This is a genomic window from Kitasatospora phosalacinea (assembly GCF_000717185.1).
Taxonomy (GTDB): Bacteria; Actinomycetota; Actinomycetes; order Streptomycetales; family Streptomycetaceae; genus Kitasatospora; species Kitasatospora phosalacinea_A.
The window spans coordinates 79,848-102,900 of the sequence record NZ_JNYE01000019.1 but is presented as its reverse complement, the minus strand read 5'-3'; the positions used below and the strand labels follow the sequence as shown (position 1 = coordinate 102,900).

At 75.8% G+C, this 23,053-nt stretch carries 27 protein-coding genes; 14 read left to right on the top strand and 13 right to left on the bottom strand.

Annotation, left to right across the window (positions count from 1 at the left end):
* The first annotated feature begins 66 nt into the window (after positions 1-66).
* Positions 67-1,608, top strand: a complete 1,542-nt coding sequence (locus OO57_RS11040) for an alkaline phosphatase D family protein (RefSeq protein WP_033252160.1) — start codon at positions 67-69, stop codon at positions 1,606-1,608.
* Positions 1,601-2,875, top strand: a complete 1,275-nt coding sequence (locus OO57_RS11035) for a hypothetical protein (protein WP_033252159.1) — start codon at positions 1,601-1,603, stop codon at positions 2,873-2,875. Before OO57_RS11040 ends, OO57_RS11035 begins: the two co-directional genes overlap by 8 nt.
* A 50-nt stretch (positions 2,876-2,925) precedes the next feature.
* Here OO57_RS11035 and OO57_RS11030 read toward each other — a convergent pair whose 3' ends face one another.
* Positions 2,926-3,399, bottom strand: coding sequence for a MarR family winged helix-turn-helix transcriptional regulator (locus OO57_RS11030; RefSeq protein WP_033252158.1), 474 nt, complete (start codon positions 3,397-3,399; stop codon positions 2,926-2,928).
* A 111-nt stretch (positions 3,400-3,510) separates the two neighbouring features.
* Between OO57_RS11030 and OO57_RS11025 the strand changes: the two genes are divergently transcribed.
* Positions 3,511-4,596: an epoxide hydrolase family protein gene (locus OO57_RS11025; RefSeq protein WP_033252157.1), complete on the top strand. Its 1,086-nt coding sequence runs from the start codon at positions 3,511-3,513 to the stop codon at positions 4,594-4,596.
* Between the two features lie 7 nt (positions 4,597-4,603).
* Here OO57_RS11025 and OO57_RS11020 read toward each other — a convergent pair whose 3' ends face one another.
* Positions 4,604-5,128, bottom strand: a complete 525-nt coding sequence (locus OO57_RS11020) for a 2'-5' RNA ligase family protein (protein ID WP_033252156.1) — start codon at positions 5,126-5,128, stop codon at positions 4,604-4,606.
* 287 nt (positions 5,129-5,415) lie between these two features.
* Between OO57_RS11020 and OO57_RS11015 the strand changes: the two genes are divergently transcribed.
* Positions 5,416-5,799, top strand: a complete 384-nt coding sequence (locus OO57_RS11015) for a DUF2809 domain-containing protein (protein WP_051777189.1) — start codon at positions 5,416-5,418, stop codon at positions 5,797-5,799.
* Between the two features lie 83 nt (positions 5,800-5,882).
* A complete protein-coding gene (locus OO57_RS11010) occupies positions 5,883-6,980 on the top strand; it encodes a hypothetical protein (RefSeq protein WP_033252155.1) in 1,098 nt (365 codons plus the stop codon).
* Between the two features lie 67 nt (positions 6,981-7,047).
* On the opposite strand, the gene OO57_RS11005 is transcribed toward OO57_RS11010, so the two are convergent.
* Entirely contained in the window at positions 7,048-7,791 is a 744-nt protein-coding gene (locus tag OO57_RS11005) for a VIT1/CCC1 transporter family protein (RefSeq protein ID WP_051777186.1), read from the bottom strand.
* A 101-nt stretch (positions 7,792-7,892) separates the two neighbouring features.
* Between OO57_RS11005 and OO57_RS11000 the strand changes: the two genes are divergently transcribed.
* Positions 7,893-8,288: a hypothetical protein gene (locus tag OO57_RS11000; protein WP_033252154.1), complete on the top strand. Its 396-nt coding sequence runs from the start codon at positions 7,893-7,895 to the stop codon at positions 8,286-8,288.
* Here OO57_RS11000 and OO57_RS10995 read toward each other — a convergent pair.
* The 4 genes from OO57_RS10995 to OO57_RS44655 form a co-directional block, all read right to left on the bottom strand.
* Positions 8,206-8,694: a Clp protease N-terminal domain-containing protein gene (locus OO57_RS10995; protein ID WP_033252153.1), complete on the bottom strand. Its 489-nt coding sequence runs from the start codon at positions 8,692-8,694 to the stop codon at positions 8,206-8,208. The genes OO57_RS11000 and OO57_RS10995 overlap by 83 nt on opposite strands.
* Positions 8,695-8,774: 80 nt before the next feature.
* Positions 8,775-9,353, bottom strand: a complete 579-nt coding sequence (locus OO57_RS46730; RefSeq protein ID WP_033252152.1) for an EF-hand domain-containing protein — start codon at positions 9,351-9,353, stop codon at positions 8,775-8,777.
* Positions 9,354-9,387: 34 nt separating this feature from the next.
* Positions 9,388-9,792 carry a trypco2 family protein gene (locus OO57_RS45355; protein ID WP_234337302.1) on the bottom strand — a complete coding sequence of 135 codons (405 nt, stop codon included), beginning with the start codon at positions 9,790-9,792 and terminating at the stop codon, positions 9,388-9,390.
* 113 nt (positions 9,793-9,905) lie between these two features.
* The gene (locus OO57_RS44655; protein WP_033252151.1) at positions 9,906-10,583 is read right to left on the bottom strand and encodes a lytic transglycosylase domain-containing protein; all 678 of its coding nucleotides are present in this window, start codon (positions 10,581-10,583) and stop codon (positions 9,906-9,908) included.
* A 270-nt stretch (positions 10,584-10,853) separates the two neighbouring features.
* Between OO57_RS44655 and OO57_RS10975 the strand changes: the two genes are divergently transcribed.
* Together OO57_RS10975 and OO57_RS10970 are read left to right on the top strand one after the other, a co-directional pair.
* Complete coding sequence (locus OO57_RS10975) at positions 10,854-11,516, top strand: DUF6542 domain-containing protein (protein ID WP_033252150.1); 663 nt, start codon at positions 10,854-10,856, stop codon at positions 11,514-11,516.
* Positions 11,509-13,176 (top strand): LCP family protein, encoded by a 1,668-nt coding sequence (locus OO57_RS10970; RefSeq protein ID WP_234337301.1) that lies wholly within the window; start codon positions 11,509-11,511, stop codon positions 13,174-13,176. Before OO57_RS10975 ends, OO57_RS10970 begins: the two co-directional genes overlap by 8 nt.
* 219 nt (positions 13,177-13,395) lie before the next feature.
* On the opposite strand, the gene OO57_RS10965 is transcribed toward OO57_RS10970, so the two are convergent.
* Both OO57_RS10965 and OO57_RS10960 read right to left on the bottom strand, forming a co-directional pair.
* Positions 13,396-14,328, bottom strand: a complete 933-nt coding sequence (locus tag OO57_RS10965; RefSeq protein WP_033252149.1) for a M56 family metallopeptidase — start codon at positions 14,326-14,328, stop codon at positions 13,396-13,398.
* A gap of 3 nt (positions 14,329-14,331) precedes the next feature.
* Positions 14,332-14,775 (bottom strand): BlaI/MecI/CopY family transcriptional regulator, encoded by a 444-nt coding sequence (locus tag OO57_RS10960; RefSeq protein ID WP_051777180.1) that lies wholly within the window; start codon positions 14,773-14,775, stop codon positions 14,332-14,334.
* 159 nt (positions 14,776-14,934) lie between these two features.
* Here OO57_RS10960 and OO57_RS47365 point away from each other — a divergent pair, with 159 nt between their 5' ends.
* From OO57_RS47365 to OO57_RS39345, 4 genes are all read left to right on the top strand, one after another.
* Positions 14,935-16,035 carry a glycoside hydrolase domain-containing protein gene (locus tag OO57_RS47365; protein WP_418909880.1) on the top strand — a complete coding sequence of 367 codons (1,101 nt, stop codon included), beginning with the start codon at positions 14,935-14,937 and terminating at the stop codon, positions 16,033-16,035.
* Positions 16,036-16,302: 267 nt separating this feature from the next.
* A complete protein-coding gene (locus tag OO57_RS10950) occupies positions 16,303-17,664 on the top strand; it encodes a histidine-type phosphatase (protein WP_033252148.1) in 1,362 nt (453 codons plus the stop codon).
* A gap of 160 nt (positions 17,665-17,824) precedes the next feature.
* Positions 17,825-18,112 carry a hypothetical protein gene (locus OO57_RS10945; RefSeq protein WP_033252147.1) on the top strand — a complete coding sequence of 96 codons (288 nt, stop codon included), beginning with the start codon at positions 17,825-17,827 and terminating at the stop codon, positions 18,110-18,112.
* A gap of 197 nt (positions 18,113-18,309) precedes the next feature.
* On the top strand, positions 18,310-18,921 hold the full coding sequence (locus OO57_RS39345) for an SsgA family sporulation/cell division regulator (RefSeq protein WP_051777174.1): 612 nt from the start codon (positions 18,310-18,312) through the stop codon (positions 18,919-18,921).
* A gap of 7 nt (positions 18,922-18,928) precedes the next feature.
* Here the strand turns inward: OO57_RS39345 and OO57_RS39340 are convergent, their stop codons facing one another.
* The 3 genes from OO57_RS39340 to OO57_RS10925 all read right to left on the bottom strand — a co-directional run bounded on the left by OO57_RS39340 (position 18,929) and on the right by OO57_RS10925 (position 20,883).
* Entirely contained in the window at positions 18,929-19,741 is an 813-nt protein-coding gene (locus tag OO57_RS39340) for a hypothetical protein (protein ID WP_051777171.1), read from the bottom strand.
* A 60-nt stretch (positions 19,742-19,801) separates the two neighbouring features.
* A complete protein-coding gene (locus OO57_RS10930) occupies positions 19,802-20,128 on the bottom strand; it encodes a macro domain-containing protein (RefSeq protein WP_418909879.1) in 327 nt (108 codons plus the stop codon).
* A gap of 317 nt (positions 20,129-20,445) precedes the next feature.
* The gene (locus OO57_RS10925) at positions 20,446-20,883 is read right to left on the bottom strand and encodes a hypothetical protein (protein ID WP_033252146.1); all 438 of its coding nucleotides are present in this window, start codon (positions 20,881-20,883) and stop codon (positions 20,446-20,448) included.
* A 205-nt stretch (positions 20,884-21,088) separates the two neighbouring features.
* On the opposite strand from OO57_RS10925, the gene OO57_RS10920 reads away from it, so the two are divergent.
* Positions 21,089-21,502, top strand: coding sequence for a hypothetical protein (locus tag OO57_RS10920; protein ID WP_158715085.1), 414 nt, complete (start codon positions 21,089-21,091; stop codon positions 21,500-21,502).
* A 57-nt stretch (positions 21,503-21,559) separates the two neighbouring features.
* Here the strand turns inward: OO57_RS10920 and OO57_RS10915 are convergent, their stop codons facing one another.
* Positions 21,560-22,198: a gamma carbonic anhydrase family protein gene (locus OO57_RS10915; RefSeq protein ID WP_033252144.1), complete on the bottom strand. Its 639-nt coding sequence runs from the start codon at positions 22,196-22,198 to the stop codon at positions 21,560-21,562.
* 418 nt (positions 22,199-22,616) lie between these two features.
* Here OO57_RS10915 and OO57_RS10910 point away from each other — a divergent pair, with 418 nt between their 5' ends.
* On the top strand, positions 22,617-22,982 hold the full coding sequence (locus OO57_RS10910; protein ID WP_033252143.1) for a hypothetical protein: 366 nt from the start codon (positions 22,617-22,619) through the stop codon (positions 22,980-22,982).
* Positions 22,983-23,053 lie beyond the last annotated feature (71 nt).

Below are 23,053 nucleotides of genomic sequence, written 5' to 3'. Positions count from 1 at the left end.
CCGCGTCACTCGGCGGTTCCCGCGGAAGGGGCGGGAGTTCACCCGGGCCCGCCAGCATGGGCGGCCATGAGCAACCTCAGTCGCCGCATCTTCCTCCTCGGCGGGCTCAGCACCGCGAGTGCCGCCGCACTCCAACTCGGGGCGGCGGCACAGCCGTCGGCCGCCGCCACCACCCCCTTCCCCTTCACGCTCGGCGTCGCCTCCGGAGAACCGGACGACAGCAGCGTGGTGCTCTGGACGCGCCTGGCCCCGGCCCCGACCGAGGCGGACGGCCAGGGCGGCATGCCCAACGCCGACGTCGCCGTCGACTGGCAGGTGTCCGCCAGCGAGAGCTTCGCCACCCTGGTCGGCTCCGGCACGGTCACCGCCCGCTACGCCCAGGCCCACTCCGTGCACGTGCTGGCGGGCGGCCTCGCCCCGGACGCGGAGTACTACTACCGGTTCCGCGCCCAGGGGCACGTGTCCCCGGTGGGCCGCACCCGCACCGCGCCGTCGCCGACCGCCGTCGGGCGGGACTTCACGATGGCGTTCGCCTCGTGCGCCCACTACGAGAGCGGCTACTACACCGCCTACCGCCGGATGGCCGACGACCGCCCGGACCTGATCCTGCACCTGGGCGACTACATCTACGAGGGCGGCGCCGGCACCACCGGCGTGCGCCGGCACCTGGGCAGCGAGATCGTCTCGCTGGCCGACTACCGCCGCCGCTACGCGCTCTACCGCACCGACCCGGACCTGCAGGCCGCGCACGCGATCGCGCCGTGGCTGGTGGTGCCGGACGACCACGAGGTGGAGAACAACTACGCCAACACGGTCCGCGCCGACAGCAGCCCCGTGCTGACGGCCGCCCAGTGGACGGCCCGCCGCACCGCCGCGTACCAGGCGTACTTCGAGAACATGCCGCTGCGCGCCGCCGCCACCCCCTCCGGCAACAGCATCCAGCTCTACCGCCGGGTCCGCTGGGGCACCCTGGCCACCTTCCACATGCTCGACACCCGCCAGTTCCGCGACGACCAGGCGTGCGGCGACGGGACGAAGGTCTGCGCCGACGCCGACCTGGCCTCCCGCTCGATCACCGGCGCGGCCCAGGAGGCCTGGCTGCTCGACGGGTTGGGCCGGCACCTGAGCACCTGGGACCTGATCGGCCAGCAGGTCTTCTTCGCCCGCAACGTCAACGCGTCCGGCGCGATGAACATGGACGCCTGGGACGGCTACCGGGCCAGCCGGGCGCGGATCCAGCAGGGCATCGTCGACCGGGCGGTGCGCAACCCGGTCGTCCTCACCGGCGACGTGCACGCCTCCTGGGGCAACGACCTCAAGGCCGACTACGCGGACCCGTCGTCGGCGACGATCGGCTCCGAACTGGTCTGCACCTCCATCACCAGCGGCGGCAACGGCAGTGCCACCACGGCCGTCCCCAACGGGGCGCTCAACCCGCACCTGCGCTTCTACTCCGACCGGCGCGGCTACGTCCGCACCCGGATCACGCCCGCGCAGATCACCGCGGACTTCCGCTCGGTGGCGACGGTGACCGAGCACGGCGCCGCGGCGACCACCGCCCGGACCTTCACCATCCACGACGGACACCCGGGGTTGGCCGATGCGTAAGCCCTCCGTACCCGGCGCCCTCGCCGCGCTCCCCGCCGCCGTCCTCGCCGCGCTCCTCGCCCTGGCCGGCCCGGCCGCGGCGGCGGGCCCCGCCTCCTGGACGACCGCCAACAGCGACGCCACCGGCGACCAGGACACCTCCGCGGTCGCCGCCAACCGCCTGGGCGACACCGCGGTGGTCTGGGAGGACGACCGCGACACCGCCGACCCGGCCGACGACGCGCACAGCGACGTGTGGGTGCGGGTCCACCGCAACGGAACCTCCGCCTACGAGCAGAAGCTCTCGGCGGGCGGCACGGCGGGCACCGCCTGGCGGCACCGCCAGCCCGACGTCGGGCTCGACGACCGGGGCAACGCCGTCGTGGTCTGGGCGGAGGACCCGGACGGCAACGGCTACTACAACGTCGTCTACCGGGTGCTCTCCCCGACCGGCGCGCTGCTCGGCTCCGGCCGGGCCAACGCGAACGCCGACGGCCAGCAGGTCCGCCCGCACGTCGCGGTCGACCCGGACGGCGCCCCGGGCAGCACTACCGCCGTCGCGTTCACCGTGGTCTGGGAGGACGTCCAGGGCACCGCGGCGGCCACCGTGAAGGCGGCCGGGTACACCGGGACGACCACCAAGGCGTACGAGGTGACGGTCAACGCGACCGGCGGTGCCCACCACGACCCCGACGTGGCGACCTCCGCCTCCGGCGACGCCGTGGTGGTCTGGGGCGAGGACACCGACGGCAACGGCTCCTACCAGATCGGCCTGGTGGGGCTGGCCAAGGCGAACGGGGCCGTCACGCTCGCCCGCCGCAGCGCCAACGGCGCCGGTGCCGGGCAGCAGCAGCACCCGGCGGTGGCCGCCGACTTCAACGGCGACTTCGCGGTGGCCTGGGAGTCCGACCACACCGGCACCCGCGGCGTCTGGGCCCGCTCCTTCACCGCGACCGGCGCCCCCGGCTCGGCCGAGGTCGAGGTCTCCACCGGCGCCGGTGCGGTCGGCCCGAGCATCGGCATCGACGACCGGCGCGCGGCCGTGGTCGGCTGGAGCGTCGCCGGGGCCGACCCCGCGGTGTGGGCCCGGGGCCTCAACCCCGACGGCAGCTCCACCGGGCGCCTGGCCGCCCGGTCCGTCAGCCGGGACACCGCCGGACGGCAGGAGCAGCTCGCGGTGGCCTCCTCCCCGTTCGGCACCCTCGCGCTGTCGTACACCGACGACAGCGACGGCAACGGCTTCGACCAGGTGCTGCTGGGCCTGGGGGCGGCCAACTCGGACTGGTGACGGCCGCCTGACGGACCGCCGGGGCCCCGACCGAGGGCCCCGACGGCCCGTCAGGCGTGCTCGCCCCCGTGCGGGGGGCGGTGGCGGGTGTCCAGCAGGGCGAGCAGGCGGGTGAGTTCGGCCTGTTCGGCGGGGGAGAGGGGGGCGAGCAGGTCCTGCTGGGCGGCGGTGACCAGGGCGTCCAGGCGGTGCAGCCGGTCGCGGCCGGCGGGGGTGAGGGTGATGACGTTGCGGCGCCGGTCGACCGGGTCGGGCTCGCGGACCAGGTGGCCGCCCTCGGCGAGCTCGTTCAGGACGGCGACCATGTCGCTGCGGTAGACGCCGGTGCGGCGGCTGAGGTCCGACTGGCTGGCGGGGCCGGTCTCGGCGAGCGCGACCAGGACCGCGAAGTGCCACTTGCGGGCGCCCTCGGCGGCCAGCCGCTCGTTCACCAGCCGGTCGGCGGCCGCGGCGGCCCCGGCCAGCAGGCGGCTGGGGATGGCGCGCAGCCGTTCGGGCGTGGCGTCCTCGGGTGCGGGGCTCATGCTCGGTCCTCCCACTGTTGCGTTAGTGCCACTAACAGTCTACCTTCGTTAGTGCGACGAACGTTTATGGCGCTAACGATCGCGCCGCCGACCGCACCCGAGGTGACACCCATGATCGAGCCCTTCCGCGTCCACGTCCCGCAGGCCGACCTCGACGACCTCGCCGACCGCCTCGCCCGCACCCGCTGGCCCGACGAGATCGACGGCGCCGGCTGGGACTACGGCTTCCCGCTGGCCCGCCTCCGCCGACTCGCCGACCACTGGCGCACCCGCTACGACTGGCGCGCCCACGAGGCCCGGCTCAACCGACTCCCGCACCACACCACCGAGATCGACGGCCAGCGGATCCACTTCCTGCACCTGCGCGCCGACCGCCCCGACGCCCTCCCGCTGATCCTCACCCACGGCTGGCCCGGCTCCTTCCTCGAGTTCCTGGACGTCCTCGAACCGCTGCGCCGCGACTTCCACCTGGTCGTGCCGTCCATCCCCGGCTTCGGCTTCTCCGGCCCCACCCGCGAACGCGGCTGGGGCGTGCCCCGGGTCGCCCGCGCCTGGGCCGAACTCATGCACCGCCTCGGCTACGAACGCTACGGCGCCCACGGCGGCGACTTCGGCGCGGGCATCTCCACCGCCCTCGCCGCGCACGCCCCCGACCGGGTCGTCGGCGTGCACGTCACCTACCTGCCGCTGCCGCCCGACCCGGACGCCGGAACGCTCTCCGCCGCCGACGAGGCCCGGCTCGACAAGGTCCGCGCCCTCCAGGCCGACCGGCCGCCCTACCAGGCCCTCCAGGCCACCGCCCCGCAGACGCTCGGCTACGCCCTCACCGACTCCCCGGTCGGCCAACTCGCCTGGATCGCCGAACGCTTCGCGCACTGGACCGACCCGGCCACCCCCGTCGACGACGAGCGCCTGCTCACCGACGTCAGCCTGTACTGGCTGACCGCCACCGCCGCCTCCTCCGCCCGCCTCACCCGCGAGACCCCGCGCGGCGCCACCCCCTGCCCCGTCCCGCTCGGCGTCGCGGTCTTCGCGCACGACATCACCCTGGCGGTCCGCCCGCTGGTCGAACGGCGCTACCACGTCCGGCACTGGTCGGAGTTCGACCGCGGCGGCCACTTCGCCGCGATGGAGGTCCCCGACCTGCTCGCCGAGGACGTCCGGCAGTTCTTCACCGCGCTCACCGAAGCGCCCTGACGAGCCGTCAGGCACCGAGCGGGACGGTCGACCGACTGTCCGCGTCGAAGGAGCGGGCCGCGTCGAACACCCCGACCAGGTCCGGATGGCGGCCCAGCAGCCGGTGCGCCAGCGCCAGGGCGTCCGGCTCCACCCGGCGGGTCAGGCCCAGGTGCGGCATCCAACGGCCCGGCAGGTACAGCGGGTCGGGGTCCGGCTCGTCCGCCAGCAGCCGCCACACCTCGCGGTGCAGGTCGACCAGCTCCGGGCCCGGCACCACGCCCCAGGACAGCACCCGGCGGCGGCTGCGCGCGGCGAAGGACAGCAGGCCCGACAGCCGCACCCGCAACGGCAGTGCACCGGACAGGAGTTCGTCCACCGCCGCCAGCCGGTCCGGCGCGATCCCCCCGCACACCGCCAGGGTCAGGTGCGGGCGGTGCCCCGGGTGCGGGTTGTCCGCGAGCGAGTCCACCCCGCCGTCGGCCAGCTGCCGCCACACCGTCCGCACCGCCCGGTCGAAGGCCGGGTCGCAGGTCAACTCGATGGTCCGCATGCCCCCACCGTAGGGTCCGCCCCGGCGACGGTGCGGCCCGGCCCGTGTGATGGGCTGTGCGGATGCGCACCACCGACCGGCGTCCGCCGCACCGATCGAACCCCCGCCCCGAAGGCCACCGGGCGCCCCCCGCACCGGAAGTGACGGCCCATCGGGAGGCCGAACCGGGCGCCGGACCGGGCGCCGCACCGAGCACCGGACCGGGCGCCGAACCGGGCCCCGCGCCGAGCGTCCCGCGGGGTGCCGCCCGGCGCTCCGCCGGGCCGCCGGGGGAGCGACGGGCCCGGATGTGCTGGCTGGCGGGCGCGGCCGCCGTACTGCTGCTCGGGCTGGTGCTGCCCGCGTCGGCGCCGCAGCGCGCGGCCGCCCTGCTCGGCGGGGCGCTGTACACGGCGTTGCTGTACACCGTGCTGGTGGCCGCCGCTCCCCGCCTCGGCCCGTGGACCGCGGGCGGCACCGCGCTGGCCGCCAGCTGGGCGGTGGAGCTGTTCCAGGCCAGCGGGCTGCCCGCCGACCTCGGACGGAGCAGCCGGCTCAGCCGGCTCGTCCTGGGCACCACCTTCGACCTGCCCGACCTGCTCGGCTACGCCCTCGGCGCGGTCGTCCTGGTCGCCGTCCACCAACTGGCCCGCCGCCGCGCCCGGCGGTTCGACGTCCCGGAGGGCAAATAGGTACATTTGGGACATTCGGGAGCAGAACACAGGCTTCGCGCGTCCACGCACAGAAGGCCGAACCGCCTTCGGAAAGGGTCTCCATGCACCCCGCCCTCAGCCCCGCCGTCCTCGCCGAGCTGCGCCGGCCCCGCCCCTACCCGGCGGTGTCGATCCTGATGCCCACGCACCGCCGCGAGCCGGACAACGCGCAGGACCCGGTGCGCCTGCGCAACCTGGTGGCGGAGGCGAAGGAGAAGGTCCAGGCCGATCCCGAGGTCTCCCGCGCCGACCGGATCGACGTCCTGGAGCAGCTCGACAAGGCGCTCGCCGAGGTCGACCTGGTGCACGCCGAGGACGGCCTGGCGATCTTCGCCGCGCCCGGCGAGCACCAGGTCTGGTCGCTCGGCCGCACCGCCCCCGCCCGGGTGGTCCTGTCCGACACCTTCCTCACCCGCAACCTGGTCTCCTCGCAGATCGCCGAACGCCCCTACTGGGTGCTCGCGGTCGCCGCCGACCGGGTGGTCCTGTGGGGCGGCAACCAGGAGCGCGTCACCGAGGAGAAGGCCCACGGCCTCCCGCTGGTGCGGGTCCACGACAACCCCGACCCCGAGCGCCAGGAGCGGATCGGCGACACCCCCAGCACCTTCCGCGACGAGGAGACCAAGACCTTCCTGCGGCAGGCCGACACCGCCGTCGGCAAGGTCCTCGCCGCCGACCCCCGCCCGCTGTACGTGGTCGGCGACGCCCCCGCGCTCGCCCTGCTGGACGCCGTCGGCCCGATCGCCAAGGCCACCACCTCGCAGATCCCGCACGGCGGCCTCGCCCAGGCCACCGCCGAGACCGTCCGCCAGACGGTCGAGCCCGCCGTCCGCGGGCACGCCGACCAGGAGATCACCGAGGCCCTCGCCCGCCTCGACAAGGCCCGCGGCCGGACGGCCTTCGCCGCCGGGATCGACGAGGTCTGGCAGACCGCCGCCGAGGGCCGGATCGCCCTGCTGGTGGTCGAGGAGAACTTCCGCACCACCGCCCGCGACGACGGCGACCACCTCGTCCCCGCCGAGGAGGGCGGGTCCGGCGCCCGCGAGGACGTCGTCGACGAGGTCATCGAACGCGCCCTCGACACCGGCGCCACCGTCAGCTTCGTCCCCGACGGCACCCTCTCCGACGCCGGACGGATCGCCGCCGACCTGCGCTACTGACCCCGCCCGCCCCCGAGGGGCCCGCACCGGGACGCACCCGGCGCCGGGCCCCTCGCGCGTGCCCGGATCAGCCCGTCGACGCCCCCAGCAGCACGCCCACCGCGTACGTCACGGCCATCGCCACCCCGCCGCCCAGCACGTTGCGCAGCACCGCCCGCCGCGGCTCCGCCCCGCCCAGCCGGGCACTCGCCCACCCCGTCAGCACCAGCGCCGCCAGCACCGCCACCACCGTCACCCACACCCGCACCGACTGCGGCGGCAGCACGATCGCCAGCAGCGGCAGCAGCGCACCCACCGTGAACGCCGCGAAGGACGCCCACGCCGCGTGCCACGGATTCGTCAACTCGTCCGGATCGATGCCCAGTTCGGTCTCCGCGTGGGCCGCCAGCGCATCGTGCGCGGTCAACTGCACGGCCACCTGCCGGGCCAGCTCCGGCTCCAGCCCCTTCGCCTCGTACAGGCCCGCCAGCTCGGCCAGCTCCGCCTCCGGCGTCAGCCGCAACTCCCGCCGCTCCTGCGCCAGCGCCGCCTGCTCCGCGTCCCGCTGGGTGCTCACCGACACGTACTCGCCCGCCGCCATCGACAGCGAACCCGCCAGCAGCCCCGCCAGGCCCGCCGTCAGCAACTCGGTGGACGAGGCGTTCGCCCCCGCCACGCCCACCACCAGGCCCGCCGTCGACACCACGCCGTCGTTCGCCCCGAGCACCGCGGCCCGCAGCCAGTTCAACCGCCCGCCCAGCCCCCCGCCGTGCGCCTCGTCGTGCTCCGGCGGCGGCACGGGGCCCGCGCCCCGGTTGCGGGAATCGTTCATGCCGCCAGTGTGCCCGCCGGACGCCGCTCCGCCCCGCAGCCCGGGCGGAGCACCGGAAAACGCGTTGCCGCAGGTGGTGACGGTGCGTCAGGATGACGGGCATGTGCTTCCGAGGAGGGACGGGCAGTCGGCACCACGTGTGCCTGCCGTGCCGCGCGTCCTACAAGCGGCGGGCGGGCGGCACCGCGGTCTGCCCGCGCTGCCGCGGCCCGCTGATCGACGCCGGGCAGGACCTGCACGTCCCGCGCCGCTCCGACGCCGCCGCCTGGCGGGCGCTCGGTGCGCTGCTGCGGGCCGGTGTCCGGTTCGAGTCCGGCTGCTGCGACGGCCCCGGCTGGCGCCCGCGCACCCCGCGCGAGGTGCGCGAACGCCTCGCCGCCTCGCTCGGGACCGGCCTGCCCGCCGTCCGCGCCCTCACCACGCGGGACGTGACCGACCTCGCCGGGCACCGGCGCGCCGCCCGGCAGGTGCCGAGACCCGGCCGGCCGCAGCGCTGACCAACTCGCGGTGGGCCCGCCGGGTCGTCAGGCCCAGCGCGTGCAGCGCCAGGCGGCCCGGGCCGGACGGTTCGCACTCCAGGACGGCCGGCGGCAGCCGCGCTGCCAGCGGGCCGGGCCCGCCGTCGGCCAGCCGCTGGTGGACCTCGCCCGCGTACCGGGACAGCGGAGGGAACTCGCCGGCCGGTACCGGGAACCGCGACCAGGTGTGCGCCGCCAGGCTCCGGCCGACCGCCTCCGCCAGCGCGCCGGGCGCGACACCGGGCACCTGCCCGTGCAGCGCCAGCAGCAGGTGCCCGGTGGCGACTTCGTTGTGACCCCGCTCGACCGTCCCGGCGCGGGCCGCGTCCAGCAGGTCGTCCAGCGCGTCGGGGCCGTCGGTCGGCGCGAGAGTGTGTTCCGTCATGCCGGCCAGGGTTCCCCGGGCGCCGCCGCCCGGTCGAACCGGAACCGGCGGCTCACCGGCCGGGCGCCGGGGACGGGCGCTCAGAGCGTGGTCGGGGCCGGGTCGCCCTGCGGGCTGCCCGTCCACCAGTTGCCCGGGGCGTCCGGGTCGCGGCTCGTCCAGTACTCGACGATCGCGCTCTCGAACTCCTCCGCGGACAGCGCCCCGTCGCCGTCCCGGTCCAGGTGCGCGAAGGCGGTGTCGGCGTCGCTGCGCCGCAGCTGCGGGAAGTGGCCGCGCTGGAAGGCGAAGAACTCGTCCGCGTCGACCCGCCCGTTGCCGTCCGCATCCGCCACCGCCAGGAACGCCCGGGCCAGCGCCCCGAGGGTCGCCCCCGCGGCCCGCGGGTCGTCGGCCAGCGAGGCGGTGGACGCCAGGAACTCCGCCCGGCCCATCGCCTGCGCCCCCGCGGGCAGGTGCGGCAGGTGCAGCTCCCGCCAGATCGCCACGTACGCCCCGACGATCCGCTCCTCCTCCGCGGACCCGGCCGGGTGCCCCAGCGAGCGGGCCACCGACTGCCCCATCAGGACGTGGTCGCGCTCGGTCAGCCGCCCGTCCCCGTCGGCGTCGAGGTGGTCGAAGCCGTGGCTGATCTTCGCGATGAGCAGGTCGTCGGACACAGTGACCCTCCGGTGGACGGCAATTGACGGAGCGTCATCCTATCCGCCCGCGCCACCGCCCACCGGGCCGGGTGCCCCGGCGGGCCGCCACCGCACGCGCTCCACCCCCCTGGGTCTCCGCCGCCCGGGCCCGGTCGCGGCTCAGCTCTCGTAGTGGCCGGTGAGGTCCTCCGGCCCGCGCACGCGGTCGTCCCCGCCGGAGATCCGGAGATCCGGAGATCCGGAGGTCGGTCCGGTCGGCCCGCCGGGGCTGCAGGGTGAAGGAGATCCGGTGCGTCGTGTCGCGGGAGACGCTCCCTGCGGCCTCCGCGGACAGCGCCCAGACCTTGGACTTCCCGCCCGCCGTCGCGTCCGCCCGGAGCTCGACCTCGAACTCCATCTCGATCGGACCGACCTCGAACACGGTCTCCTGACCGGCCCCCCGGTGCTGGGCCCTCATCAGTTCGTCTCCCCGGGCCGAGTTGATGGTCCGTCGGCCACCCTGGGGGGTCGGGCGGGGCCGGGCGGGCGGACCGGGGAGTACGTCCTCCCGATTCGGTAACGGCGGCGGCGTCAGCGGGCGGCGAGGGCGTCCGCGGACTTGGACCAGTTGTCGTGCAGCTTGTCGAGGTAGGCGCGGGCCTCGGGGCCGGGCCTGGTGCCGCGGGCGAAGAGCAGCATGTTGCCCGCGCCGGTGTTGTAGCCCAGGGCCATCAGCTCGTCGCGGCTCAGCGAGGTCGCCGGGCGGGCGGGCAGTTGGGCGCCCAGGTCGTGCAGGTGCCAGGCGGCGGCGCGGACGGCCAGCGCCGGGTCGTCCGGGAGGTCCTCCCAGGGGCGGTCGGCGAAGGGGCGGCCCCGGCGGGTCTCCTCGTAGGCGGCGCGGTGCATGTTGGCGATGCCGAACGAGGCCTCGGGCTTCATCTTCTGCCAGGCGCGCTCGACGTCCGGGCCGTGCGGCTTGTACGCCTCGTTGAACAGGACGGCCATCACCAGCTGCGGGTTGACCCCCGCCTCGGCCGCGTACTGCTCCACCTCGGCCGCGAAGTACTTCGGCGCGTAGTCGCCCGGGGGCCGCGAGGCGGCGGGGGAGGCGGCGGGCGGGGCGGAGGCCGGACCGGTCGCGGGGGAGGAGGCGGCGGCCGGGGCGGCGGCGGGCGGCGGGGCGTGGTCGCCGCCGCGCTCGTAGAGCCAGATCCCCAGGACGGCCAGCGCCAGTACCGCCCACGGCCACTTCGCGCCGCGTTCCGCCACCGGTGACTCCTTCTCTCGCACGTGCGGCCGGGGGTTTCCGGACCCGAGGACGCCCGGCGGCCGTGTCCTGCCACCGGGCTGTCGCGTTCTGCCAGTTGTCGCCCGGAGCCGGGCGGCGACCTGTGGCGAGCTTACGTACCCGGAGCGGATTTGTATGCTTCGCTCAAACCTCTACAGCCATGTAGAGGAACCGGGGGCGGCCGCCACGCGTCTGTAGCCCGGAACGGTCGGATGCCGCAGGCGCGGCGCGGCAGTGGACGAGAGGTGGCGATGACGGGGCGAAGGTCGGCCGGCGCGCGCGGCGACGCACCGCTGCGGCGGGACGAGCAGGACGGGGCGGGCCGGGCGCAGCGGACGGAGGAGACGGCCGCCCCCGGCCACCCCGTCCCCGCGCAGCGCGGCCCGCACCGGGACGAGCGGCGCGCCCCCGACGGCGACGGCGACGGCGACGGCGGGCGCGGGAACGCGCACGAGAACGGACGCGAAGGCGGCCGCGGAGGCGGGCGCGAGAACGCGCGGCGGGGCGGGAGGGCGGCCGGACGCGGCGGCACGGCGCCGACGTCGAACCGGATGCCCGCCGTCCTGCCCGCGCTCGGCCTCCCCGTGCTCGGCGCGCTCGCCGACGAACTGGCCGGACCAGGCCTGGGCCCCGGGTACGGGGCCTGCGCCGTGCTGGGGCCGGTGCTGGCCGCACTGGTCAGCAGCCGGGCGGGCTGGTGGTGGGTGGCCAGCGGCGCCCCGGTGGTGACGCTGGCCGCGGCCGGAGGCGTCGACTACCTGGCGCGCGGCGACGAGTACCGCGGCGCCGGGCTGGGCACCGAGGGCCTGAAACTGGTCAGCGCCCAGTTCCCGTGGATGCTCGCCGCCCTCGCCGCCGCCCTGCTGGCCGTCGCCCTGCGCAGGTTCCGCACCCGGAGGGCCCGCCGTGACTGAACGCGCCACGACCGGGCGTCCTGCGACCGGGCGCCCCGCGGCCGAACGCCGGGGCCCCCGCCGGGTCGTGCCCCGCCGCCCCGGCCCCGGCGTCATCGCGGGCCGCGCCGTCGCCTGCTGCCTCTCCCTGGCCGTCCTCGGCACCAGCGGCTTCGCCTGGTACACCACCAGCCAGCTCAACGCCGTCAACCGCTCGCGCGCCCTCGACGACGCCAGGAAGGACGCGCCCGCACACCTCGACTCCTCGGTCAACATCCTGCTCATCGGCCTGGACAGCCGGAAGAACATGGACGGCACCGACCTGCCCAAGGAGTTCGTCCAGGACGAACTGCACGCCGGCTCCAGCGAGATCGGCGGCTACAACACCAACTCGCTGATCGTGCTCCACATCCCGCCCAGCGGGAAGGCCCAGGCGGTCTCCATCCCGCGCGACGACTGGGTGCAGACGTACGGCGCCGACGGCAGGATGCACAAGATCAAGGAGGCGTACGGCTACGCCAAGGAGGCCGCCGAGGAGAAGCTGCGCGCCAAGGGCCTCAATGGCGCCGAACTGGAGCAGCAGAGCCGGGAGGCCGGGCGCTCCGCCACCATCCAGACCGTGCAGAAGCTGCTCGACATCCCGATCGACCACTTCGCCGAGGTCAACCTGATCGGCTTCTACGACATCGCCAAGGCCCTCGAACCGATCCCGGTCTGCCTGAACAACGCCGTCGACGACCCGATCGTCTCCCGGATCACCGACAGCAAGGGCAACGTGACCCGCCCCGGCGGCGGAACCGGCCTCCAACTGCCCGCCGGAGTCAGCCAGTTGAACGCCGCCCAGGCGCTCTCCTTCGTCCGGCAGCGGCACAACCTCACCAACGGCGACCTCGACCGCACCCACCGGCAGCAGGCGTTCATCGCCTCCGTCGAGTACAAGCTCAAGCAGGAGGGCGTCATCGGCGACCTCGGCAGGATGCAGGACCTGCTGGACGTGGTCAAGAAGGACGTGGTGATAGACGACCAGTGGCAGATCCTCGACTTCGTCCAGCAGGCGCCCAACCTGACCGGCGGCAACGTCGAGTTCAACACCCTGCCGATCGACAAGTTCGCCACCATCGGCGGCCAGGAGGTCAACCAGGTCGACCCGGTGAAACTCCGCCGGATCGTCAAGCAGCTGTTCGGGCACCCCGTCGACGCCGACCCGGCCGCCACCCCCGCCACCCCCGCGACCTCCACTGCCTCCGGCCCCGGCCCCGGCCCCGGCCCCAGCCCCAGCCCCAGCTTCAGCTTCAGTGAGGCACCCGCCGCCGACGCCACCGTCGACGTGCTCAACGGGTCGCCGGTCTCCGGCGCGGCGGGCGAGGAGTCCAAGGCCCTGGTAGCGCTCGGCTACCGCGCCGGGAAGGTCGGCACCGCCGACACCCGCCCCAGGACCACCACCGTCAAGTACGGCACCGGTGCCCAGGACGCCGCCCGGCAGATCGCCGCCCGCTACGGCGCCACCGCCACCGCCTCCACCGCGATCGCCCCCGGCCACGTCCAGATCCTCCTCGGCGCCGACCACGCCACCGGCGCCACCACCGGCGACCCCACCGCCCCCGCCCAACCCACCCCGGCGGCCACCCTGCAGATGCAGGGCCCACCGGTGAAGGCGGGCGGCGTCCCCTGCGTCGACTGAGCCCGGCCAGGAGCGAACCCCCTCGGCACCCCGCGCCGCAGGGGGTTCTGCGCCCGCGGGGGAGACGGCGCGCCGCGGCACCTGCCCGGCCGGAGGCGCTGGCAGGTCGTGCTGGTGGACGGCCGCTCGGTGCTGCACGCCGTGGCCCGGCGAGCGCCTGCCCGCCGGGCTGAGCGCCCAGCCGGAGGCCCTTTCAGGTGCGGTGGCGGCAGCCCGTCCTCACCAGGGTGTCGCCGCCTTGACCAGCAGCAGTAGCGCCACCGCCGCGTTCAGGGCCGAGACCGCCGAGACCGCGGTGCCCGCGGCCGCGACCATCGCGGCCAGGCCGGCGGGTGAGGCGGGCGGGGGCCAGGCCTCGCCCAGGGCGGGGCTGAGGAGGGCGGTGACGCGGCGGGGCACCGGGCCCGGGGCGGCGAAGGCGGCGAAGGAAGGGGCCGGGCCGCTGCCGCGGGTGACCAGGGCGGCCCGGGCCACCGCGCGGGCGGTCAGGCGGCGGTCGCCGACCGAACCGGCGGCCTCCTCGTCCGCCCAGCGCTCCGTCGCGTACCCGACGGCCTTCTGCAGCGGCCGCAGGAACGGGTTCACGCAGCTCGCCAACTGCGCCGCCAGCAGGTGGCGGTGGTGACGGTTGGCCAGGTGCGAGCGCTCGTGCGCCAGCAGCGCCCGCTGCTCGTCCGCGTCCAGGCTGTCCATCATCGCCGTCGACACCACCACCCGGCCCGGCCCGCCCGGCACCGCGTACGCGTACGGCTCGGGGTCGGGCAGCACCACCAGCTCCGAACCCGGCGGCACCGGGGCCAGCGCCCGCTGCGCCCGGGCCCGGATCCGCAGGTGGCGGCGGAGCGAGCGCGCACAGGCCGTCAGCACCGTCACCAGGCCCGCCACCGCCGCCGTACCCACCGCCTCGTGGAACGGCACCGCCGTCCGGATCTCCGGGTCCGACCAGCTGTCCGGCAGCGGGTTCCCCGGGATCTGCGCGGTGCCCACCACGAACAGCAGGCCCAGCGCCAGCGTGCTGCACACCGCCATCGTCACGCCGATCCAGGACAGCAGCCGCACCGCGTTGCGCGGGTGCAGGTGGTGCTCGGCCAGCCGCGCGATCGGCAGCGAGGTCAACGGCAGCACCAGCGGGAGGAAGACGAAGAAGCCCATCGCTCAGCGCCCGTCGTCCCGGCTCCCGCCCTCCGGGGAGGACTCCGCCGCGTTCAGCAGCGAGCGCAGCAGCTGCTCGTCCTCGGGCGTCAGCGCCGTCACGAAGGAGGCCAGCACCGCGTCCCGGTCCGGTTCGGTGTCCAGCAGGCGGCGCATCCGACGGGCCGTCAGCCCCGCCGCGTCCGCCGCCGCCGACCACACGTACGCCCGGCCCGCCCGGCTGCGCACCACCGCCTGCTTGGCCAGCAGCCGCGACAGGATGGTCATCACCGTGGTGTACGCCAGCTCGCCGCCCAGCTGCTCCTGCACCCAGGACGCGGTGACCGGCCCGGGTGCCCGGTGCAGCACCGACAGCACCTCGGTCGCCAGCTCGCCCTGCCCGCGGCGCCGCGGCCGCCCGTGCTCGTCGCCCTCGCCGCGCCCTGGGTCGACGCCCGCCAACTCCATGGGGAGACTCCCTCCGGCACGGCCGCCCGCGCCCGACTCGGACAGTTCGCCCCCCATCCTAGGGGGCCGCCCCCACGGCCCGGACGGAGGGTAAAGGGTTCACCAAGTACCCGTTATGGTGTGCGGAACACCCGACAAGACCCCCTCAGTGGAGAGCACGTGTCGCACCACCGCGCCCGCGAGTCGTCCGGACGCCGCCCCCGCAACCGCCGCGCCGTCCTGCTCTCCGCCGCCGCCGTCCTGGTGATCGGCTCCGGCGCCGCCGCGCTCGCCGCCGCCGGGGGCGGGGACGAGCACCCCGCGGCCGTCGCGCCCGCCGCCACCGCCGAGGGCGGCACCGGCACGCCGGTACCCGGCGGGAGCGCCGAGGCCTCCGCCTCGCCGTCGACCTCCGCGTCCGCGTCGCCCTCGACCTCGGCTTCCGCGTCCGCGTCCGCGTCGGCCCCCGCCTCGGCGTCGGCGTCGGCGTCCGCCGCCGGGTCGAGCCCGACGGCCAAGGGCGCCGCCGCCCCGCCCGCCGCGCCCGTCGCCAAGCCCGGCACCGCCCCCGCGACCTTCACCGGCCTGGCCTTCGACACCTGCACCGCCCCCAGCCTCGCCACCATGAACGCCTGGCACGGCACCAGCCCCTACGGCGCCGCCGCCGTCTACATCGGCGGCAAGAACCGCGGCTGCGCCCAACCCCAGCTCACCGCCAACTGGGTCAAGTCCGTCAGCAGCAGCGGCTGGAAGCTCGTCCCGCTGTACGTCGGCGCCCAGCCGCCCTGCCAGACCGGCAGCAGCCCCGAGAAGCTCACCGCCGACACCGCCGTCCCGCTCGGCACCACCGACGGCAAGGACGCCGTCGCCAAGGCCGCCGCCCTCGGCATGCGCCCCGGCAGCACCCTCTACCTCGACGTCGAGGCCTACAACACCGCCGACACCTCCTGCGCCGACGCGGTCCTCGCCTACGTCCAGTCCTGGAACCGCGCCGTGCACGGCTCCGGCTACTGGGCCGGGTTCTACGGCTTCGCCTCCTCCAGCGCCGCGGGCATCGCCGCGGCCGCCGGGAAGAACGCCCCCGACCTGCCCGACGCGATGTGGTACGCCCGCTACGACGGCGCCGCCGACACCACCGGCAGCTTCCCGTTCTCCTCCGGCCTGTGGAGCGGGCACCGCCGCGCGCACCAGTACCAGGTCAACCAGAAGGAGACCTACGGCGGCGCCACCGTCACCGTCGACCGCAACGCCTGGGACGCCCCGGTCGCGGTCGTCGGCTGACAGCAGCCGTCGGCTGACAGCCGCAAGAGCGCCCCGGCCCCGCGCCGGGGCCCAGGAGACTCCCGGCCGGGGCCCGGACAGCACCCGGCCGGGGCCCCGCCCCCCCGTCCCCGTTCGTGCCCCCGCCCCACCCGGGCCGTGGACCGGCGTTCACCCCGGGGACACCGGGTGATCGGCCGCGGGTGGGCAGCCGTTCGAACGGGGCTGGCAGGGTACGGCGGTCGACCGGGACGGACCGGTCGGCCCCGCTCCGAGAGGCTCCCCACCGTGAACCGCACCGCCGCGCTCGCCGCCGCCCTGACCACCGCCCTGGCCGCCACCCTCGCGACCGCGGGCACCGCCGACGCCCAGGCCCCCTCCGGCCCGGCCCGCAGCGACAGCTACGGCACCAAGACCCCCTACGCCCCGCAGCAGGCCCTCGCGCGCTACCAGCCGGTCCCCGCGGGCTACACGCCGGTCTTCACCGAGAACGTCGCCCGGCACGGCTCCCGCGCGATGAGCGACAGCGAGGACGGCGACGCCGTCCTCGCCCTGCTCGCCCGGGCCGAGCAGGCGGGCGGCCTGACCGGCCTCGGCGCCCAACTCGCCCCGCAGGTGCGGACGCTGCTCGCCGCGGGCGCCTCGATCGGCTACGGCAACCTCTCCGCCCGCGGCGCCGACGAGCAGCGGCAGACCGCGCTGCGGATGGAGCAGCGGCTGCCCGGCCTGTTCGACTCGATCGCCGCCCGGGGCGAGCCGATCGTGGTCGAGACCTCCGGCGTCACCCGGGCCACCGCCAGCGCCGACGCCTTCACCGCCGGGCTGGTCGCGGGCGAACCCGCCCTCGCGGGCCTGATCGCGGCCCCGGTCACCGACAAGGACCTGCTGTACTTCCACAAGCAGCCGCAGAACGCCGCCTACCGGGCGTACGTCGCGAACGACCCGCAGCTCGCCGCCGCCCTGGCCGCGGTCGACGCCGACCCGCGCACCGCCGAGGCCGCCGGGCACACCGTCCGCCGCCTGTTCACCGACGCCTTCGCCGCCACCCTCACCACCGAGCAGCGGACCGCCTTCGCCCGCTCGCTGTACGCGCTCTACAGCGCCGCGCCCGACCTGGCCGTCGAAGCCCGCGGCACCGACCTGGACCGCTTCCTGACGCCCCCGGACGCCCAGTGGTTCGGCTACCTCGACGACGCCGAGGAGTTCTACCAGAAGGGCCCCGGCTTCACCGGACGCACCGTCACCTACCAGATGGCGGGCGTCCTGCTCGACGACCTGTTCGCGCAGGCCGAGCACGAGGCCGACGGCACCGGCACCGCGGGCGCCGTGCTGCGCTTCACCCACGCCGAGGAGATCGAGCCGCTGGCCGCCCTGCTCGGCCTGCCCGGCAGCACCGAGCAGGCCGACCCGGCCGAGCCCTACAGCTACGCGAACAACCCGTGGCGCGGCGCGCAGGTCGCCCCGATGGCCGCGAACGTCCAGTGGGACCTGTACCGGTCCGCCACCGACGCCGACGGCAAGCCGAGCCACCTGGTGCGGATGCTCTACAACGAGCGGGAGACCGCGTTCAAGGCCGGCTGCCACCCGATCGCCAAGGGCTCCTACTTCTACGACCTGGACGAGCTGGAGCGCTGCTTCGACCGGAGCTGACGCCCGGCGGGCTCTCGGCGGGCTCCGGGCGGGCGGCGGGCGGCGGCGGTGCGCACAGGTCGTATGGTGGAGGCGGCCGCCACCCGTCGGCAGAACCGGCAGGTGACGCGGCGTCGGGACCGCCGCACGGCCGAGCACTGACGGAAGGACGACCTGCGCCATGGCAGTTGACATCCGGGTGGAGCCCCTGGGCGACCGCGAGTACCTCGTCCGGATCGCGGACGGGCCGGTCGAGGCGGCCACGCAGGTGCGGGTCACCGACGGCGTGCTGGAGCGGCCCGGCCTGGCCGGGGGCGACGAGGAGCGGATCGTCCGCGAGACGGTGGCGTTCCTGGTCGGGCGCCAGCCCGTCATCGACATCCCGCCGATGATCGACCTGGACGATCTGGCCGACGCGTACGGGGACGCCTACCTGGACGACCTGGCGCGCCGGGTCGCCCAGGCTTAGCGGTTCCCCTGCCGCAGCGGGCCCGTTCGGGGACGGAACGAACGGCGGAGCGGACGGGGTGTCACCGATCGGGCCCGGCGTCGTTGTCCTGACGTGCACGTTCGAGAGGCGCTGCGGCGCGCAGCGGGTGACCGCGGAGCAAGTGAAGAATCGTTTCTCCCCCGTGCGGGGCGGGCGGCGGGCGGCGGTGGAGCCCGGTGAACCCCTTCGAGGACGCGGAGCCGGAGGACGACGACCCGGAGGACGCGGAGCCGGAGGACGGGGAGCCGGAGGACGGGGAGCCGGAGGACGGGGAGCCGGAGGACCCCGACGGCCCCGACCCGCTCCTCGTCCCGCCGCAGCGCTGCAGCACCACCCGGCCCACGGTGCACCTGGTGGTGGAGGTCGTCCTCGCCCCTGGGCTGCACGTCCCCGTCGCCGCCCGCCTGCGCTACCGCGCCGACGAGCCCTACACCGTCCACCTCGACAACCACGTCGACCTGCCCGAACCCGTCACCTGGGCGCTCTCCCGCGACGTCCTGCTCGCCGGACTGACCCGCCCCGCAGGCCTCGGCGACATGTCCGTCACCCCCGGCCACGGCCCCGACCGCGGACACGTCCTGCTCTCCCTGCACGGCGAGGAGGCCGACGCCCTGCTGCGCGTCCCCGCCCACGCCCTGCACGCCTTCCTGCGCCGCACCGAGTGCGTCGTCCCGGTCGGCTGCGAACGGGACCACGTCGACCTCGACGCGCTGGTCCGCCGCCTCCTCGACGAGGGGGAGGACGAGGACGGGGACGGAGATGGGGGCGGGGCCGGGGACGGGGGGTGAGGCGCCGTCAGGCGCCCGTACGGCGGGCCAGGGCCGCGTCGACCTCGGCGAACAGCTCGACCGGGGCGGTGCGCCCGTACCGGGCGGCGATCACCGGCCACAGGCGGCGGCCCAGCTCCAGTGCGCCGCGCAGCGCCCCCGTCAGCTCCCGCGGCGCCGCGGCGCAGGTGGCCGCCCGCAGCCCGGCCACCGTCGCGGCCGAGAGCTCGCGCTCGGCGCCGCGCGACGGGGTCAGCCAGTGCGCCGTCGACTCCTCGGCCAGCCGCGCCATCCACAGCAGGTGCCGCTGGGCGTGCCCGAGCGCGTCCCACGCGCGCAACTCCTCGCCCCGGGCCGCCAGGTGCAGGGCCAGCACCAGCCAGTTGGCGAACGGGTCGCAGTACTCCGCGATCACGCCCGGGCCGTCGACCGGCGGCACGTACCGCTGCGGCAGGCCCGCCAGCACCGGCGCCAGCACCCCGCGGCGGTCCACCACCAGCATCCGCTCCACCGCGGCGCCGCGGGCCGGCCAGCCCGCCACCCCGGCGATCTCGTCCACCGTCGCGAAGTGGAACTCGCCGCGCACCAGGCCGGGGAAGAACGCCACGTACGAGCCGAACTCGTTCAGCAGCCCGTAGCTCAGCGGCGCGATCGCCTCGCACCAGGCCCGCGGATCGACCTCGGCGCGCCTGCGCGCCGTGAAGAACAGCCAGAACTCGACGTCACTGTGCTCGTCCGCCTCCCCGGCGGCGAACGAGCCGTACATCAGCGCAGCGTCCAACCCCCCGTCCGCCTCGCACGCCCGCCGGACCCTCGCGATCAACTCCTCCTGGAACAGCACCCGCCCACCCAACACCCGCCCGCCGCACCGGGCAACGCAATATCCGCCGCCCCGGCGGGGTCAGTGTTCGGCGAGGGCGGCGCGCAGCAGGTCGCGGGACGGGGCGTCGAAGGCGACCAGGCGGACCAGGGTGACGGCGGTGGGGGCGGTGGTGAGGGTGTCGACGGCGATCCGGGCGGCCAGGTCGGCGGGGAAGCCGTACGCGCCGGTGGAGATCGCCGGGAAGGCCACGCTCGTGGCGCCGAGGCCGTCGGCGACGGCCAGGCAGCGGCGGTAGCAGGAGGCCAGGGTCTCCGCCTCGCCGTACCCGCCGCCGTCCCAGACCGGGCCGACGGTGTGGATCACGTGGCGGACGGGCGGGAACAGGTCGAAGGCCGGGGTCGCCACCGGAAGCACCGGCGAAACACCCAAGTACATCCAGTACGAGGGCGTTCCGCCGGCACTCCCAGCCGGGCGCCCGACGCCGCGCGCTGATCCGACAAGATCGGCCGGACAGGACCCAGCAGGGACTCGTTCGCGGCGGTGACGAGGGCGTCGGTGTCCTGCTCGGCGAGGTCGCCCAGGACGACTTCGATGCGCGCTGCCATGCCGTCAGCCTTCCCCGCCCCGGGGCCGCCACGCACCGGTATCGCCGAGGGCGGACACGGAACGCCGGGGTCGGCCCGCCCCTCCGGCGAGGGGCGGGCCGACCCGGTCGGCGGGTGTCAGCAGGGGACGACGGTGTCGAGCTGGACCGGGTCGGGGCCCAGCGGGTAGGAGGACACCGAGAAGCTGCCCCGGACCGGGACGTCGCAGGGAACGGTGCCGGTGATGCCGCCGATCTCCTGGTTGGAACCGGTGAACAGGACGTACTGGTTGATCGTGCCCGCGGGGGCGGTGCCGGTCAGGCTGACGGTCACGTCCTTCCGGTACGGCAGCGGGGTGCCGGGGGAGGGCGGGCCGGCCAGGGCGAGGGTGCCGTACAGCCGGACCTGGTCACCGGTCCGCTCCGCGCAGAGGTGCGTGGCCAGGCCGCCCTGGAGGGCGTACGGGCTGCACACGGTGGTGCTCTGCGCGGTGTCGGAGGTGGTTGCCGCCGCCGGGACCGTGAGGGCCGCCGACAGGGCTGCCGCACCGGCCAGGACGGCCAGGGGCTTGATCATGAGGGTTCTCCCGTTGCTACGCCAGCCGAGTCCTTCCCGGCTGTGCAATGTCATATTGCATGACGAGGGGTGGCAGAAGGTGGCCGAATGGCCACGGAACGGAATACTCCACCCAACGAAACGGTCTCGGCCCGCCCGGATCAACCCGGATCCACCAGGATTGCGTGATTTGCGCGGATCCGGGGGCCTCCCGCACGCTCTAGGCATGACCTCACCCGTGTACCGGGGCCCCGCCCTGCTGCTGACCGACGGACTGGAGATCCAGGTCCAGGCCGAACTGACCGGCAACGTCCCGGAGATGGGCCTGCCCGGCTGGACCGGCATGCTGGAGAGCAGCGACACCCGGTTCAGCGCGGGCAGCGTCCGGTTCGGCCGCCTGCGGCTGCCCGACGGCTGGGAGGGCGGCTTCGCGGTGATGCGCCGACTGCTCGGGGTCTCCACCGTCTGGGTGCGCGGCAACGACGTCGAGGCGTCCCCCGCGGACTGGCCGGACGCCACTCCTGACGCCACGCCGGGCGCAGCACCGGGCGCCGGGCGGGGTGCTGCGTCGGGCGCCGGGTCGGGTGCGGCGCCTGAGGTCGCGCCTGACGCCGTGCCGAAGCGGCCCGCGGGTGGCTGAAGCGGGCGGCTGAAGCGGGCGTCGGAGGGGGCTGGCGTCGGAGGGGCCCGCGTCGGGTCAGTCGGTGGCGGGGTGGTCGTCCAGGTGCGCGCCGAACTCCGCCGAGCGGATCTCGGTGATCTGCTCGTGCCGGGCGACGCGGTCGGTCCAGGCGGCGTCGACGCCGAAGGCCGTCCCGGCGAAGCCGAGCCGCCCGATCGCCTGCGGCAGCTCCGGATCGCCCGGCGCCAGCAGTTGCACCGGCTCGCCGACGGCCGTGGTGTACGGCGGGACGAAGGACTCCGGGGGCAGCACCGTGCGGGCGTGCACCAGGGCGGCCACCGCGACCACCGAGCCGGTCCCCACCACGGCCTCCTGCAGCACGTGGGCCGAGGCCGCCAGGTAGCAGGCGCGCTCCACGGTGCAGCCCAGCAGGGTCGCGTGCGGGCCCACGAACACGTGGTCGCCGACCAGCACCGGCTGCTCGGCGGCGACGGCGGAGGCGCGCAGCACCGCGTGCTCGCACACCACCGCGGCCTCGCCGACCTCGATCCGCGCGCCCTCCGCGTCCAGCACCGCGCCGTACATCACCCGGGCGCGCGGCCCGATCCGGACGTCGCCGACCAGGGTGGCCGTCGGCGCGACGTACGCGGTGGGGTGGACCTGGGGGACGGCGCCGCGGTGCTCGATCCGGACGCCCTGCGAGTTCGTGGTCATGCGCGTGATCATCGCGCACCGCCGCCCGCCCGGCTGGCGGGAATCGGACACGGCGCACGGGGTGCCGCGCTGGCGCGCGGAGCAGCGCACCGGCGCGCGCCGCCGTCGCACGAGCCCCCGGTGCGGCACGGCCGACGCACCGTCAGGACACCTCGGCAGCCGCCCTCCCGGCGGACGGACAAAGCCCGGGTGTGCTCCGAGCGCGAACGGCTGTCGCGGACGGGGTCGGCACGCTACGGTCTGTGGTCTGGAGGTGACCGATGGCTGAGCAGCAGACCTGCCCCGGTTGCGGTGGGGCGCGCGGAACGGAGAAGACGGAACACTCCGTGGAGACCGACCCGCAGGGGAGACAGCAACCGGTGCAGCGCAGCTACTGGTCGCCGTGCTCGGTGTGCGGGGGATCGGGGGTGGTGCAGCGGTGAGGCTGCTCTTCGTCTGCCAGGCCTGCGGCTGCCACTACCTGGTGCCGGTCGGCCTGGACTACCCCGACGGCGGCCGGGCCAGCGCGGTCTGGTGCTCCGCCTGCCAGCGCGACGCCGCCGCGCGCGGTGCCACCGAACCCGCCGAACTCGCCGCCGTGGCCGTCCTGTTGGCGGTGCGCGCGCTCAAGGCGGCCCTCGCCGCCCGCCCGACCCCGCCGACTGCCGGTGCCGGGGCTGGGGTCGGAGCTGGAGCTGGCGCCGGAGCCGAGCAGCCGTCCCGACCCGACCGCCGCCCCACCCGTCCCGCGGTCAGCTCCCGCGGCCGCACCCGCCCGGCCGCCGCCCGGACCCGACTCGCCTGATGCGTCGAACCACCCGGCCCGCCTGACTCGTCGAACACCCGAACCGGTGTCGTCCCGGCCATCGATTTGCC